Raw genomic sequence first — 12,489 nt, 5'->3', positions numbered from 1 at the left:
GAGGGAGGACGATCACTCATGCGTGACGCTTATCACGAGGAACTGGACGCGATCAGTGACACGCTGGTCGAAATGGCGCGGCTGGTGGGCTCGGCCATCGGGCGGGCCACCACGGCGATGCTGGACGCCGATCTCAAGCTCGCCGAGAGCGTGATCGACGCGGACGACCGCATCGACGACATGCAGCGGGACCTGGAGAACGGCGCGATCGCGCTGCTGGCGCGGCAGCAGCCGGTGGCCACGGATCTGCGGATCGTGGTGACCTCGCTGCGGATGAGCGCGGACCTGGAGCGGTGCGGTGACCTCGCGGAGCACGTGGCGAAGGTGGCCAGGCTGCGGTTCCCCGACTCGGCGGTGCCGCGCGACCTGACGGCGACCATCCTGGAGATGGGCCAGCTCGCGCAGCGGCTGATGGCGAAGGCGACCGAGGTGCTGATCACCAAGGACGTCGAGCTGGCGATGCAGCTGGAGCAGGACGACGACGAGATGGACACCCTGCACCGGACGCTGTTCCGTCACCTGATGGACGACCGCTGGCAGCACGGGGTGGAGACGGCGGTGGACGTGACGCTGCTGGGCCGCTACTACGAGCGGTTCGCCGACCACGCGGTGTCGATCGCGCGGCGCGTGGTCTACCTGGTGACGGGTGAGCACGCGGACGAGTTCGCGCCGGAGCCGGAGCCCGAGACGGCCTGAGCCCGGCAGGGCGCGGCGGGGCACGGCAGGGCGCGAGGCCGGGAGGGGCGGGCGGGGGCGCTCCCGATTGCGCCCCTGTGCGCCCCGTTGACGGGCGGGCGGCGGCGGGCTTCCCATGGAAGGGCACGGGTGTGTGTGGAGGAATTCTGCTGCCCAGGAGGCACCTCATGGCGAACCGTCCCGCGACTCTCCCGACAACCGCCGCCTGTTCGTGCGGCTCCGGCTGCTCCTGCGGCTGCCAGAACGGCGGCTCCTGCCAGTGCGGGGGCTGCTGACGGCGCTGCCGCGCCGCCGGGCGGCGGCCCAGCCGCCGCGCCGGTACCGATGACCCCGGCGCGGGGCCCCGGTCTCCTCCGGGCCCCGCGCCGGGGTCATGCCATGCGCGAACCCGGCGGGGGCCGGGGCGGGCGGAGCCCCCGGCCAGGGCCGGGGGGCGTACGCGGCCGGCTGCCGCCACCCGGGACGACTCGGGCGGCCCGCGGCCCGGGGCCGGGCCACGTCGCCGGCCAAGGCCGCTCGGCCGCCGGCTCGGATGCTCCGCTCAGGGTGCCGTGCCCGAGACTTCCGCCGGTCGGGGCCGACCCCGGCGGCCCGCCGAGCGGGGCTCGGCTACGTCGCCGGCCAGGGGAGTTTGGCGACCAGTTCGAACGCCCCGTTCGTGGTGCCGTGCAGCAGGGTGCCGCCGTCCAGGGCGATGCGCTCCTCCAGGCCGGCCAGCCCCGCGCCCGCGCCGGGGATGTGCTCGCGCCCGGCCCCGGTGGTCACCGGCAGCGGGTTGCGGATCCGTACCGTCAGGCCCTGTCCCGCGGCGCCCACCAGGGTCACCGTGGTCAGCGCGCCCGGCGCGTGCTTGCGGGCGTTGGTGAGCCCCTCCTGCACCACCCGGTAGACGGTGCGCTGCGCCTGGTCGCGCAGGGCCTCGGTGGCGCCCTCCGCGTACTTCTGGTCCAGGACGACGCGCTGTCCCGCCCGGGTGGCCTCGGCGACCAGCTCGCCGATCTCGGCGATCCGCGGCTGCGGCCGGCCGCCCGCCTCGGTGAGCGCGCCGGGCACGGTGCCGCGCAGCACCGTCAGCACCTCGCGCAGCTCCTCCAGAGCCTGGTGGGCGTTGTCGCGGATGACCTGGGCGCTCTCGCCCACCTCGGTGTCGCTGAGCGGTTTGGCGTGCGCGCCGGCGGCGCCCGAGGTGCGGTACGCGAGGGCCCCGGCGTGCACGGACAGCAGGGAGATGCGGTGCGCCAGCACGTCGTGCATCTCGCGGGCGATGGCCTCGCGTTCGGTGCGGCGGGCGTCGGCCATCCGGCGGGCGTGTTCGGCGCGCTCGCGCCCCGCGTCCTGGCGCAGCCGCACGACCAGCTGGCGGCGGGCGCGGGTGGCGACGCCCCAGGCGAAGAACATGAGCAGGTAGGCGACGCTGAAGAAGATGTCGCCCCAGCCGCTGTTCTCCTCCGGGAGGGAGCAGAGGATGAAGTAGGGGATGACGACGGCGATGTTGGCGGCGAGCAGGGCGAGCGCGCGCCGGGTCGGCAGGCGCAGCGCCGTGCTGAGCATGATGGCGCCCAGGGCGCCGAAGGCGCTGGCGGAGACCGCGCCGACGGGGACGATGAGGAGCGCGACGGCGAGCGGGTGACGGCGGCGGACCCACAGGGCGCAGCAGGCGAGCAGCCCGAGCGGCGCGTCGATGACCCGGATCCACTCCGGGGTGTGTTCGAGGGTGGGCAGCACCGCGAAGACCATCAGCGCCCACATGCCGAGGGACCAGCCGAAGAGGGTGAGGTCCACGGCCCAGTCGCGCGGGGTGCGGCGCGGGGGCCGGGGCCGCGGGGCGCGCACGGCGGCGCCCGGAGCGCCGGGGGCGGCGGCGGCGTGATCGGCCGGCTCGGTCAGCAGATCGCCGGGGAGCAGCCAGCGCTGCGGCCGGGTGAACCGGCCGCTGACGCCGGCCGCTGTCTCGGTCATGTCATCGAGCGTAGGCGACCGGCGGCGCGGGCCACCCCTTATTCGTACGGACGTGCTACTTCTTGCCCTGGTTCTTCACGGCCTCGATGGCGGCGCGCGCGGCCTCCGGGTCGAGGTAGGTGCCGCCGGGGTTGAGCGGGCGGAAGTCAGCGTCCAGCTCGTACAGCAGCGGGATGCCGGTGGGGATGTTCAGGCCGACGATCTCGGAGTCCGAGATGCCGTCGAGGTGCTTGACCAGCGCGCGCAGGCTGTTGCCGTGCGCGGTGACCAGCACGGTGCGGCCGGCGGCGAGGTCGGGGACGATGCCGTCGTACCAGTACGGCAGCATCCGCTCGACGACGTCCTTCAGGCACTCGGTCTGCGGGCGCACGTCGGAGGGGATGTGGGCGTAGCGCGGGTCGTCGGCCTGCGACCACTCGGCGTCGGCGGCGAGCACCGGGGGCGGGGTGTCGTACGAGCGGCGCCACTGGGTGAACTGTTCCTCGCCGAACTCGGCGAGGGTGGCGGCCTTGTCCTTGCCCTGGAGCGCGCCGTAGTGCCGCTCGTTGAGCCGCCAGGAACGGGTGACCGGGACCCAGACGCGGTCGGCCGCGTCCAGGGCGAGGTTGGCGGTGCGGATGGCCCGCTTGAGCAGGGAGGTGTGCAGGACATCGGGGAGCAGCCCGGCGTCCTTCAGCAGCTCGCCGCCGCGGACCGCCTCCTTCTCGCCCTTCTCGGTGAGATTGACGTCCACCCAGCCGGTGAACAGGTTCTTGGCGTTCCAGTCGCTCTCGCCGTGGCGGAGCAGGATCAGCTTGTACGGTGCGTCGGCCATGCCCCGAGCGTAGACGGCCCGGGGGCGGGGGCCGTTTGTGGGGTTACCTGCTTCCGCCTCATATTGGTGCAAAGTGGAGGAATGACGGCATTCTCCCGGGACCGGGGTGCGGGCGGCGGCGGACGGCTGGCGGCGGTGCGGTCCGCACTGGGCGTCCGCAGCATCGTCGGGCAGATGTTCGCCCTCCAGGTGGTGACCGTCCTGGTGCTGGTGGCCGCCGCGGCCATCACCATCTACCTCCAGATGGACCGCAACCAGCGCACCGCCGCGTACAACCGCACCCTCGCCGTCGCCACCACCTTCGCCAACTCCCCCGGCGTCGCGGACGCCCTGCGCTCCCCCGACCCCACCGCCGTCCTCGAGCCGCACACCGAGGCGGTCCGCAAGGCGGCCCGGGTGGGCGGCGTGGTGGTCACCGACACGGCCGGTATCCGCCTCACCCACCCCAACCCGGCGGAGATCGGCAAGCCGTTCATCGGGGACGTACGGTCCGCGCTGGACGGCCACATCGTCCAGGAGTCGCTCAACGCGGCCATCGGCCCCGCCGTGCAGAGCGTGGTCCCCATCCGGGACGACGCCGGCACCGTGGTCGGCGCCATCGGGGTCGCCATCCTGCTCGACGAGATCACCATCAACTTCTCCGCCCGGGTGCCGCTGATCCTGGGCGCGCTGGGCGCCCTGCTGCTCACCCTGGCCGGCACCGCGCTCATCAGCCGGCGCCTGCTGAAGCAGACCCGCGGCCTGGGGCCCTCGGAGATCACCCGGTTGTACGAGAACCACGACGCGGTTCTGCGCTCCGTGCGGGAAGGCGTCGTCATCCTCGACGGCGACCAGCGGCTGCTGCTGGCCAACGAAGAGGCGCGCCGGCTGCTCGACCTGCCCGAGAACGCCCAGGGCCGCCCCGTCGGCGACCTCGGCCTCGCCCCCGCCACCGCCGAACTGCTGGCCTCCGGGCGCGAGACCACCGACGAGGTGCACCGCTTCGGCGGCCGGCTGCTGGCCGTCAACCACCGCCCGATGGACCTGCACGGCGGCCCGCCCGGCTCCGTCACCACCCTGCGGGACTCCACCGAGCTGAGCGTGGTGGCGGGACGGGCCGAGGCGGCCCAGCGCCGGCTGCGGCTGCTGTACGAGGCCAGCGTGCGGATCGGCACCACGCTGGAGGTGGTGCGCACCGCCGAGGAGCTGACCGAGGTCGGGGTGCCGGAGTTCGCCGACTACATCAGCGTGGACCTGGTGGACGAGGTGACGCGCGGCGCGGAACCCGTCGCCAGCGGCACCCGGATGCGGCGCACCGCCACCCGCGGCGTGCGCGAGGACCACCCGCTGTACGGGGGTGACGGCGTCACCCTCGACACCACCTCCCCCGAGGTACGCGGCCTGCTGCTGGGACACGCGCGGGCCGAACGCGACCTGCGCGGTACCACTTGGTGGCGGGCCGCCGACCCCGAGCACGCGCGGGAACTCCTCGACTTCGGCATCCACACGCTGATCTCCGCGCCGCTGCACGCCCGCGGCGTGGTGCTGGGCGTGGTCAACTTCTGGCGGGCGGACAGCTCCCCCACGTTCTCCGAGGAGGACCTGTCCCTCGCCGAGGAACTGGCGGCCCGTACGGCGGTGTGCGTGGACAACGCCCGCCGCTTCGCCCGCGAGCACACCATGGCCGTCACCCTGCAGCGCAGCCTGCTGCCCAGCGGGCTGCCCCGGCAGAACGCCCTGGAGGCCGCCACCCGCTATCTGCCCGCGCAGTCGGGGGTGGGCGGCGACTGGTTCGACGTCATCCCGCTGTCCGGTACGCGCGTCGCGCTGGTCGTGGGCGACGTGGTGGGACACGGGCTGCACGCGGCGGCCACCATGGGACGGCTGCGGACGGCGGTGCACAACTTCTCGGCGCTCGACCTCACCCCGGACGAGCTGCTGGGACGCCTGGACGAACTGGCCTCCCGCGTCGACGCCGACGAGACGACCGAGGGGAACGGCGGCGCCATCACCGGCGCCACCTGCCTGTACGCGATCTACGACCCGGTGGACGGCAGCTGCGTGATGGCGCGGGCCGGACATCTGCCGCCCGCGCTGGTGCTGCCCGACGGCACCGTCAGCTTCGCCGACCTGCCGGCCGCGCCGCCGCTGGGCGTGGGCGGTGTGCCGTTCGAGACGACGCGGGTGGAGTTGCCCGAGGGCAGCCGGATCGTGCTGTACACGGACGGGCTGGTGGAGAGCCGCACCCGGGACATCGACGAGGGACTGGAGCGCCTGCGGGAGGCGCTCGCCGCGTCGGGCCCCGCCCCTGAACAGACCTGCGACACCGTCCTGGAACGTCTGCTGCCCGCCCGCCCGGCGGACGACGTCGCGCTGCTCGTCGCCCGCACCCGCACGCTGCGCGACGACCAGGTGGCCAGCTGGGACGTGGCCGCCAACCCGACCGCGGTGGCCCCGCTGCGGTCCGCCGTCAGCCGGCAGCTGGCGGACTGGCACCTCGATGACACGGCGTTCATCACGGAGCTGATCCTGAGCGAGCTGATCACCAACGCCATCCGGCACGCCGCCGGGCCCATCGGCGTCCGGCTGCTCCGCGACCGGTCGCTGATCTGCGAGGTCTCCGACAGCAGCAGCACCTCACCGCACCTGCGGAACGCCACGGACACGGACGAGGGCGGCCGGGGCCTGTTCCTGGTCTCGCAGTACGCCGACCGCTGGGGCACCCGGTACACGCCCGAGGGCAAGGTCATCTGGGCGGAGCAGCGGCTGCCGGAAACCACGTGAGCCGGGCGGCGGGACGGCGCTAGGCTCGCTGTCATGGAGACGCAGGGCGGCAGCGGCGGCACGGTGAGAGTGGACGTGTGGATCTGGTCGGTCCGCCTGGCCAAGACCCGCTCCACGGCGGCGGCGGCCTGCAAGGCCGGCCACGTCCGGATCAACGGCGACCGCGCGAAGCCGGCCCAGCCGGTGAAGCCGGGCGACGAGGTCCGGCTGCGGCAGGACGGCCGGGAGCGGATCGTGAAGGTCACCCAGCTCATCCGCAAGCGGGTGGGTGCCCCGGTGGCCGTGCAGTGCTACGTGGACCACAGCCCGCCGCCCCCGCCGCGCGAGGCGGTGGCCCCGGCGGGCATCAGGGACCGTGGCGCGGGCCGCCCGACCAAGCGCGACCGCCGCGAGATGGACCGGCTGCGCGGGGCGGGTTCCTGAGGGCGGGTTCCTGAGGGCAGGGCCCCGGTTTCGGGGACGCCGGTGAGCGTCCCCGGTGTCAGACCATCGGCCGGCCGCTGACGGTCTCCCCCGGCGGGACGAGTTCCTGAACGACGTCCCAGTGCTCGACGATCCGGCCCTTGTCGAGCCGGAAGATGTCAACGATGACGACGGGGTCCGGCGCCCAGCCGTGGACGACGCTGTGGGTGAAGACGAGGTCGCCCTGCGCGGCGGTCCGCTGCGGCTCCCACACGAAACCCTCCAGGCCGGGCACCACGGCGCGCAGCGTGTCCAGGCCGCCGGCCATCCGGGGGCTGTGCTGCACGTAGGGCTCGGCCCAGTACCGGTCGAGCGCGGTCAGGTCCTTCTCCGCGAAGAGTTCCCGCATGGCGGTCAGCACGATCTCGGTGTTGCGCCGGGCCTGGTCCGCCGCGGCGTTCTCGGGCATGGTCATGCCTTTCGTTGGATCCGGGGAGGTGGTGAAGCGTGCCGCCGACGGTGGTGCCGGCGGCATGACGCGTGAGCTACGCGGGGCGGCCCGGAGTCTCCTCCACGCCGTCCACCGGTTCGTACCGTTCGTACTGCAACGCGCCCGAGGGGCAGCGCCGGACCACTTCGGCCAGCCGCCCGGCCTCGGCGCCGTCGGGCCGGATCCACGGGCGCCGGGCCGTGTCGAAGACCTCCGGCAGGCCCCGGACGCATTCGGCGGCGTGCCGGCAGCGCGCGGCCTCGAAGGTCACGGTGATCGACCGGCCCTCGTACGCCTTCTTCTCGCTTCTGGTACTCATCACGGCCTCCGTCGCCGCTCTGCCCGGACGGTTCAGTCGCTGACCGTGCTGCGGGACTGGTACAGCAGGTCCTGGTACTCGGGGTGCCGGGCGATCCACCCCGCGAAGAACGGACAGGTGGCCAGCACCCGCAGCTTCGCGGCGCGCGCCTCGTCGAGGGCGGTGCGGGCCAGGGCCGACCCGATCCCCTTGCCCTCGTGCTCCGGCGGAACCTCGGTGTGCACGAAGGCGATGAGTTCCGTCGTCCGGATGTACGCGGCCACGCCCGCGATGCCGGTCTCCCCGTCGAGCCGGGCCTCGTACCGGTTGGCCTCGGGTACGTCACGCACGTCCACGGTCATGTGTCCTCCTGAGCGGTCGGGGCGGACGGACTCGGCGGGAGTGCCGAGACGTCCGCCCCGACTGTTGATGTCTCGTGCCGGATGTCCTGTGCGAGCGTGGCAGACCGGCCACCGCCCGCCGGGGAGCCGGTGGGCGACAGGCCGTACCACGGTACGCAGGACAAGCCGGCGCGGTGGCCGGGTCAGCCGCCGTTGCGGCCCTGTCCGGCGAGAAGCTGGGTCTCCCAGGCGTAGGCCACACCGGTGGCACCGGTGTGCGCCAGCATGACCTCGACGAGACCCGGAAGGGTCTTCTCGCGGGCGTAGTCACGCTGCCACTCGCTCATCACCGCCATCCAGGTGATCGGGACGACGCCCGCCTGAGCCATGCGCCGCACGGCCATGTCGTGGGTCTCCTTCGAGGCGCCGCCCGAGGCGTCGGTGACAGCGAAGACCTCGAAACCCTCGCCCGCCGCCTGGATGGCGGGCATCGCCAGGCAGACCTCCGTCCACAGACCGGCGAGGATCAGCTTCTTGCGCCCGGTCGCCTTGACGGCGTTCACGACGCGCTCGTCCTGCCAGGTGTTGACCCATGTCCTGTTGATCGGCTTCTGCTCCGGGAACACATCCTGCAGATCCTGGAGGAGAAGGCCGCCGCGCTCCTCCAGCACGGTCGTCAGGATGGTCGGGACGTCGAACACCTTGGCGGCCTTGGCAAGACCGACGACGTTGTTGACGATCATCGTCGGCTCGTGGCTGTTCAGGTTGGCGAACTGGAACGGCTGGTGGTCGATCAGCACGAGGACGCTCTCCTCGGGCGTCAGCAGCGCGTCGAGTCCGGCCTTGTTCTCGGTGCTCATGGGATTCCCTCTCTGGGGCTTCGCTTGCGCGGCCACGGACGGTGCGCCGGCATCCGGGGGCGGACCGTGCACGCGTACGGACCACCCCGACCGGCCGGCGAACCCTCACCATTCGGTTGACGTGTCATCTACGTTAGAGCGCCATGGTTGACGCGTCAACCAGCCCTCCGGGCGGGCGCCTTGACGGTGTGCGACAAGCCGGGCGGTACCGGCCCGAAGCCGTCACCCGGGCGCACCCCGCACCCCGGGGGGACGGACGGAACCGGAATCGGCCACGTCCACGGGATGGATCAGCGATCGGGTATGTCACTACGCTCACCCCATGAACGCAACGCCTCCCTGGCTGACCTCGGAGCAGAAGGCCGCCTGGGACGCCTTCATCCGCATGCACGAAAAGCTCATCGGAAGGCTCTCCCGCCGGGTCCAGGAGGACTCCGGCATGTCCCCCTCCGACTACATTGTGCTGGCCAAACTCACCGAGGCCGGCGGGCGGATGCGCTTCATGGACCTGGTCAAGCTGGTGGAGTGGGAGAAGAGCCGCATGTCCCACCAGGTGGCCCGGATGGCGAAACGCGGAGTGGTGGCCAAGGAAGAGTGCCCCGACGACGGACGCGGAGCGTTCATCGTCGCCACCCCGGCCGGCCACCGGGCGATCGAGGAGGCCGCGCCCACGCACGTCTCCCACGTCCGCCGGCTGTTCATCGACGCCCTCACCCCGGAGGAACTCGACACGCTCGCCCGGATCTCGAACCGCGTCCTCACCCACATGGAGAAGCAGCCCGACTGACCGGCCGGGAACGCGACGGCGACGCGGCGGCCGGGTGCCGGCACCCCATGGCCCCTGGTGGCCGGGGCCCCCGGTTCAGCCGGCGGACCGAAGGAGAACCCGGCTCGCGTCGCGCAGCCACACGCGTTGCTCGTCGGGGGTGACGGTCATGCCGAACTCCTCCGTCCGCGGGCAGCCCCGCTCGCGCCACCAGGAGAGAAACTGTGCGGCCTCCGCCACCAGATCACGCGGCCCGTAGCGACGGCAGGCATCGCGCCTGACCCACAGCCAGGACGCGTCGTCCTCGGACAGCAGAAGAACCCCGTCGCCCTGCATCTGCGCGGAGAAGCCCGGCGACCGCACGCCGAGCGCGAAACGGGCGTGGGCCGAGCCGAGGTCCAGCAGCCCCGCGTCGCCCTCGATCTCCTCCGAGTCTTCCCAGGTGGCCTCCCAGAGCGACCCGATGTTGGGGGGCGTCATGCGCTGGCCGCGCACCGGCATGAACGACTCCCGGCCCTGGAAACGCCCCCGAGCCGTGCCGTCGTCGCCCATCCGGAGCCGGATCAGTCCGAACCCGCTGGCACCGGGATACCAGGGGATGACCAGCACGCCGCCCGGCACCACCTGGCGCAGCCAGGCCGGGGGCACCCGGCGCACGGAGGCCGTGGCGATCAGCCGGTCGTACGGCGCCCGGTCCGGGTGGCCCATCTCGCCGTCCCCACAGACCACCTGCGGACGGTGGCCGGCCGAGGCGAGTCGTTTGGCGGCAAGCTCCGCGAGCAGCGGATCGATCTCGACCGTGACGACGCGTTCGGCGCCCACGCGTTCGCACAGCAGCGCGGCGTTGTACCCGGTGCCGCTGCCGATTTCGAGAACGGAGTGGCCGGGCCGGAGGTCCAGAGCGGCCAGCATGTTGAGCACCACGTCGGCCGAACTCATCGAACTCGTGGCACCGATCCGCGCGCCGTCCGCCACCGGGGCGCCGTCGTCGATCTGCGTGATCAGCGCTCCGCCGGGCTGGTAGACCAGTTCGGCCCAGCCTTCGGGGTCCTCACGCCGGTGCAGCGGACGCCAGCCGCCGTCGGACCAGCGCCACACCGTGTGCGGGGCGAACTTCTCCCGTGGAACGCGGCCGAACACCAGCCGCAGCCACTCCGCGCGGAAGTAGCCGTCCCGGTCCAGCGACTCGGTGAGCCGCCGGCGGAAGACCTCCGTGTCGGGCGAGGTGATCACTTCTTGCCGCCGTCCTTCTTGTGCGTCCCGCCGCCGGGCTTGAAGACATCCGCAGGCACTTGGTGGTCCCCGGTCCCGGAAGGCCCCTGCGGCTTCTGCTCCTCCGGCTTCGGCTTGTCGTGCTTGCCCATGGCGCACATCCCTTCATCTGGTCACATTCGGCGCCGAGTTGGCTGCCGTGCGTGACCATGCTTGCGCAGGGGAGAATGGGGCGTCCAGGAAATTTCTGAAGATTTCTCAGACCCAGGATTCGGCGGCGGAGGTGAGAAGCCGGCGGGCGTCGGAGTCGTACAGCGCACTGGTCGCCAGTGCGTCGAACACCTTCCGGTACAGCGCCACTTCCTCCGGAAGCCCCAACCGCAGCTCTGCGCTGGCGATCTCCACGGTGACAAGCCGGTCGTCGAAGACACAGAAATTGTGCGAGGGCGACGCGGGCAGCCGCCTGTGCAACGGGACGATGCCCAGCTTGAGTCCGGGAAGAGTGGTCGCCGAAACCAGCCGGTCGATCTGGGCCCGCATCACAGGGGCCGGGGCCATCCCGTAGTGGAGGGCAGATTCGGACAGCACGATGTGCCGCTGCCGGCGGCCCGGCGCGTAGAGCACCTTCTGCCGCTCCAGCCGGGCCGCCACCGCCTCTTCGATGTCGGAGGGACCACCCATGATCCGAGACGCTTCCTGAAAACGGGTTTCCGCGTACTCCGCGGTTTGCAGCAGGCCCGGAATCCAGCACGTCTCGAAAGTGCGGATGATGCGGGCCGCCGCCTCGGCCTCTCCCCAGGCGCGCTGCACGGCGGCATGCCCCTGTCGCGCTTGACTGCGCCAGTCCGCGTAGCGGCGATTGAGATCCCGCAGCAGGATCAACAACTCTTCGGCCGCATCCGGTTCACCGCAAGCGGCCGACCACTCCCGGATGTCGCTGTCGGTCGGCGACTGCCGTCCGAGCTGAAGCTTGGAGACCTTGCTGGGCGGCCAGCCGAGCCGCCCAGCAAGGGTGCGGCCGTCCATGCCGGCCGCCTCCCTGAGGGCACGCAGACGTCCGCCAAGCTCCTGCCTGGCTTCGTGTACGCCTCTGGGTGCCGAACTCAACGCGGGGGATGCTCCTTCACGAACTTCTCGTAGGCGGTGGCGTGCTGGAAGGCGACGTCAAGCCACCGTGCGTGTTCGATCACGACCGCCGGATCGGTGATGACCTCGGTGCGCACCCTCCGTCCTACCTCGTTGAAGTGCAGCACAACCACAGTATGCGAGTCGAACAGCCAGAAGTCGCGGTTGGGGAGCCCCACCTGGTCGGCCGTGGCCCGCTCGAGGTAGCGGATGTCCTCCTTGCCTTCCTGGATGTTGCACCGCGTGAGATCGAGTTCCCACCGCAGATAATCCGTCAGCTGCTCCGGGACCACCCGCACCCGGGCCACGGTCTTCCCCTGATCCGCGTGGCTGCGCATCAGATCGGTCCACGGCTTCATCCACTCCCAGTCGCTCTCCTCGCCGGCCAGGAACCGGTCGAAGTGCTCCCGCTCGTAGGAAACGTCGTAGTGGGTCTGGGTCTCCAGCCGGCGAGCCGAGTGCTTGAAGTCGGTGAAAAGGGCGTCCCACTCCTCCTGTGTCCGAAGGTCGTACGACGCGGGCGTCTGCTTCTTCGGGGCGAAGCGCTCCAACAATTCCCGGGGGACCTCTACGAGTTCCTCGTTCTCGGCCACATTCCGTGCGTCCTGGTACGCCTGATCGGTGTGGTCGATTTTCCAGCCCTGGATGACGACCGTGTCCCTGTCGGTCTCATACACGGCGGGGCACTCGCCGTACTGACTTGTCGTGCCGCTGAAGGTCATCCTCACTGCGTTCTCCCTCATGTGAGAAATTTCTCTGAGTT

Annotated in this window: 14 protein-coding genes; 4 read left to right on the top strand and 10 right to left on the bottom strand. The window is 71.8% G+C overall.

Annotated features, from left to right (window positions below):
* The first annotated feature begins 18 nt into the window (after positions 1–18).
* Positions 19–696 (top strand): phosphate signaling complex protein PhoU, encoded by a 678-nt coding sequence (phoU, locus tag ACTFAP_RS16545; protein WP_030729634.1) that lies wholly within the window; start codon positions 19–21, stop codon positions 694–696.
* 609 nt (positions 697–1,305) lie between these two features.
* On the opposite strand, the gene ACTFAP_RS16540 is transcribed toward phoU, so the two are convergent.
* Together ACTFAP_RS16540 and ACTFAP_RS16535 are read right to left on the bottom strand one after the other, a co-directional pair.
* Positions 1,306–2,655 carry a sensor histidine kinase gene (locus ACTFAP_RS16540; protein WP_500466717.1) on the bottom strand — a complete coding sequence of 450 codons (1,350 nt, stop codon included), beginning with the start codon at positions 2,653–2,655 and terminating at the stop codon, positions 1,306–1,308.
* A 55-nt stretch (positions 2,656–2,710) separates the two neighbouring features.
* Positions 2,711–3,469 carry a phosphoglyceromutase gene (locus tag ACTFAP_RS16535; protein ID WP_030729636.1) on the bottom strand — a complete coding sequence of 253 codons (759 nt, stop codon included), beginning with the start codon at positions 3,467–3,469 and terminating at the stop codon, positions 2,711–2,713.
* An 81-nt stretch (positions 3,470–3,550) separates the two neighbouring features.
* On the opposite strand from ACTFAP_RS16535, the gene ACTFAP_RS16530 reads away from it, so the two are divergent.
* Together ACTFAP_RS16530 and ACTFAP_RS16525 are read left to right on the top strand one after the other, a co-directional pair.
* Positions 3,551–6,232: a SpoIIE family protein phosphatase gene (locus tag ACTFAP_RS16530; RefSeq protein WP_500466716.1), complete on the top strand. Its 2,682-nt coding sequence runs from the start codon at positions 3,551–3,553 to the stop codon at positions 6,230–6,232.
* 33 nt (positions 6,233–6,265) lie between these two features.
* Positions 6,266–6,655: a S4 domain-containing protein gene (locus ACTFAP_RS16525; RefSeq protein WP_495681296.1), complete on the top strand. Its 390-nt coding sequence runs from the start codon at positions 6,266–6,268 to the stop codon at positions 6,653–6,655.
* Positions 6,656–6,713: 58 nt separating this feature from the next.
* Here the strand turns inward: ACTFAP_RS16525 and ACTFAP_RS16520 are convergent, their stop codons facing one another.
* From ACTFAP_RS16520 to ACTFAP_RS16505, 4 genes are all read right to left on the bottom strand, one after another.
* Positions 6,714–7,103, bottom strand: a complete 390-nt coding sequence (locus ACTFAP_RS16520) for a nuclear transport factor 2 family protein (protein WP_495681295.1) — start codon at positions 7,101–7,103, stop codon at positions 6,714–6,716.
* Between the two features lie 76 nt (positions 7,104–7,179).
* Positions 7,180–7,443, bottom strand: coding sequence for a (4Fe-4S)-binding protein (locus ACTFAP_RS16515; protein WP_495681294.1), 264 nt, complete (start codon positions 7,441–7,443; stop codon positions 7,180–7,182).
* Positions 7,444–7,475: 32 nt separating this feature from the next.
* Entirely contained in the window at positions 7,476–7,784 is a 309-nt protein-coding gene (locus tag ACTFAP_RS16510) for a GNAT family N-acetyltransferase (RefSeq protein WP_390123916.1), read from the bottom strand.
* Between the two features lie 182 nt (positions 7,785–7,966).
* Positions 7,967–8,623, bottom strand: coding sequence for an isochorismatase family protein (locus ACTFAP_RS16505; RefSeq protein WP_495681293.1), 657 nt, complete (start codon positions 8,621–8,623; stop codon positions 7,967–7,969).
* A gap of 322 nt (positions 8,624–8,945) precedes the next feature.
* Between ACTFAP_RS16505 and ACTFAP_RS16500 the strand changes: the two genes are divergently transcribed.
* The gene (locus ACTFAP_RS16500) at positions 8,946–9,410 is read left to right on the top strand and encodes a MarR family winged helix-turn-helix transcriptional regulator (protein ID WP_500466715.1); all 465 of its coding nucleotides are present in this window, start codon (positions 8,946–8,948) and stop codon (positions 9,408–9,410) included.
* Between the two features lie 75 nt (positions 9,411–9,485).
* On the opposite strand, the gene ACTFAP_RS16495 is transcribed toward ACTFAP_RS16500, so the two are convergent.
* The 4 genes from ACTFAP_RS16495 to ACTFAP_RS16480 all read right to left on the bottom strand — a co-directional run bounded on the left by ACTFAP_RS16495 (position 9,486) and on the right by ACTFAP_RS16480 (position 12,448).
* Entirely contained in the window at positions 9,486–10,622 is a 1,137-nt protein-coding gene (locus tag ACTFAP_RS16495; RefSeq protein ID WP_500466714.1) for a methyltransferase domain-containing protein, read from the bottom strand.
* On the bottom strand, positions 10,619–10,753 hold the full coding sequence (locus ACTFAP_RS16490) for a hypothetical protein (protein ID WP_262833434.1): 135 nt from the start codon (positions 10,751–10,753) through the stop codon (positions 10,619–10,621). Before ACTFAP_RS16490 ends, ACTFAP_RS16495 begins: the two co-directional genes overlap by 4 nt.
* 106 nt (positions 10,754–10,859) lie before the next feature.
* Entirely contained in the window at positions 10,860–11,708 is an 849-nt protein-coding gene (locus ACTFAP_RS16485; protein WP_495681290.1) for a Scr1 family TA system antitoxin-like transcriptional regulator, read from the bottom strand.
* Positions 11,705–12,448 carry a DUF6879 family protein gene (locus ACTFAP_RS16480; RefSeq protein ID WP_495684961.1) on the bottom strand — a complete coding sequence of 248 codons (744 nt, stop codon included), beginning with the start codon at positions 12,446–12,448 and terminating at the stop codon, positions 11,705–11,707. Before ACTFAP_RS16480 ends, ACTFAP_RS16485 begins: the two co-directional genes overlap by 4 nt.
* Positions 12,449–12,489 lie beyond the last annotated feature (41 nt).

It is taken from the genome of Streptomyces sp. PH9007 (assembly GCF_059813725.1).
Note: the sequence above shows the minus strand (reverse complement) of the source record. Positions and strands in the feature narration are given on the sequence as shown.

Coding starts and splice junctions, on each gene's coding strand:
- ACTFAP_RS16510 (WP_390123916.1), bottom strand. CDS start 7,784: ATGACCGTGGACGTGCGTGACGTACCCGAGGCCAACCGGTACGAGGCC.
- phoU (WP_030729634.1), top strand. CDS start 19: ATGCGTGACGCTTATCACGAGGAACTGGACGCGATCAGTGACACGCTG.
- ACTFAP_RS16490 (WP_262833434.1), bottom strand. CDS start 10,753: ATGGGCAAGCACGACAAGCCGAAGCCGGAGGAGCAGAAGCCGCAGGGG.
- ACTFAP_RS16505 (WP_495681293.1), bottom strand. CDS start 8,623: ATGAGCACCGAGAACAAGGCCGGACTCGACGCGCTGCTGACGCCCGAG.
- ACTFAP_RS16535 (WP_030729636.1), bottom strand. CDS start 3,469: ATGGCCGACGCACCGTACAAGCTGATCCTGCTCCGCCACGGCGAGAGC.
- ACTFAP_RS16530 (WP_500466716.1), top strand. CDS start 3,551: ATGACGGCATTCTCCCGGGACCGGGGTGCGGGCGGCGGCGGACGGCTG.
- ACTFAP_RS16520 (WP_495681295.1), bottom strand. CDS start 7,103: ATGCCCGAGAACGCCGCGGCGGACCAGGCCCGGCGCAACACCGAGATC.
- ACTFAP_RS16525 (WP_495681296.1), top strand. CDS start 6,266: ATGGAGACGCAGGGCGGCAGCGGCGGCACGGTGAGAGTGGACGTGTGG.
- ACTFAP_RS16480 (WP_495684961.1), bottom strand. CDS start 12,448: ATGACCTTCAGCGGCACGACAAGTCAGTACGGCGAGTGCCCCGCCGTG.
- ACTFAP_RS16500 (WP_500466715.1), top strand. CDS start 8,946: ATGAACGCAACGCCTCCCTGGCTGACCTCGGAGCAGAAGGCCGCCTGG.
- ACTFAP_RS16515 (WP_495681294.1), bottom strand. CDS start 7,443: ATGAGTACCAGAAGCGAGAAGAAGGCGTACGAGGGCCGGTCGATCACC.
- ACTFAP_RS16540 (WP_500466717.1), bottom strand. CDS start 2,655: ATGACCGAGACAGCGGCCGGCGTCAGCGGCCGGTTCACCCGGCCGCAG.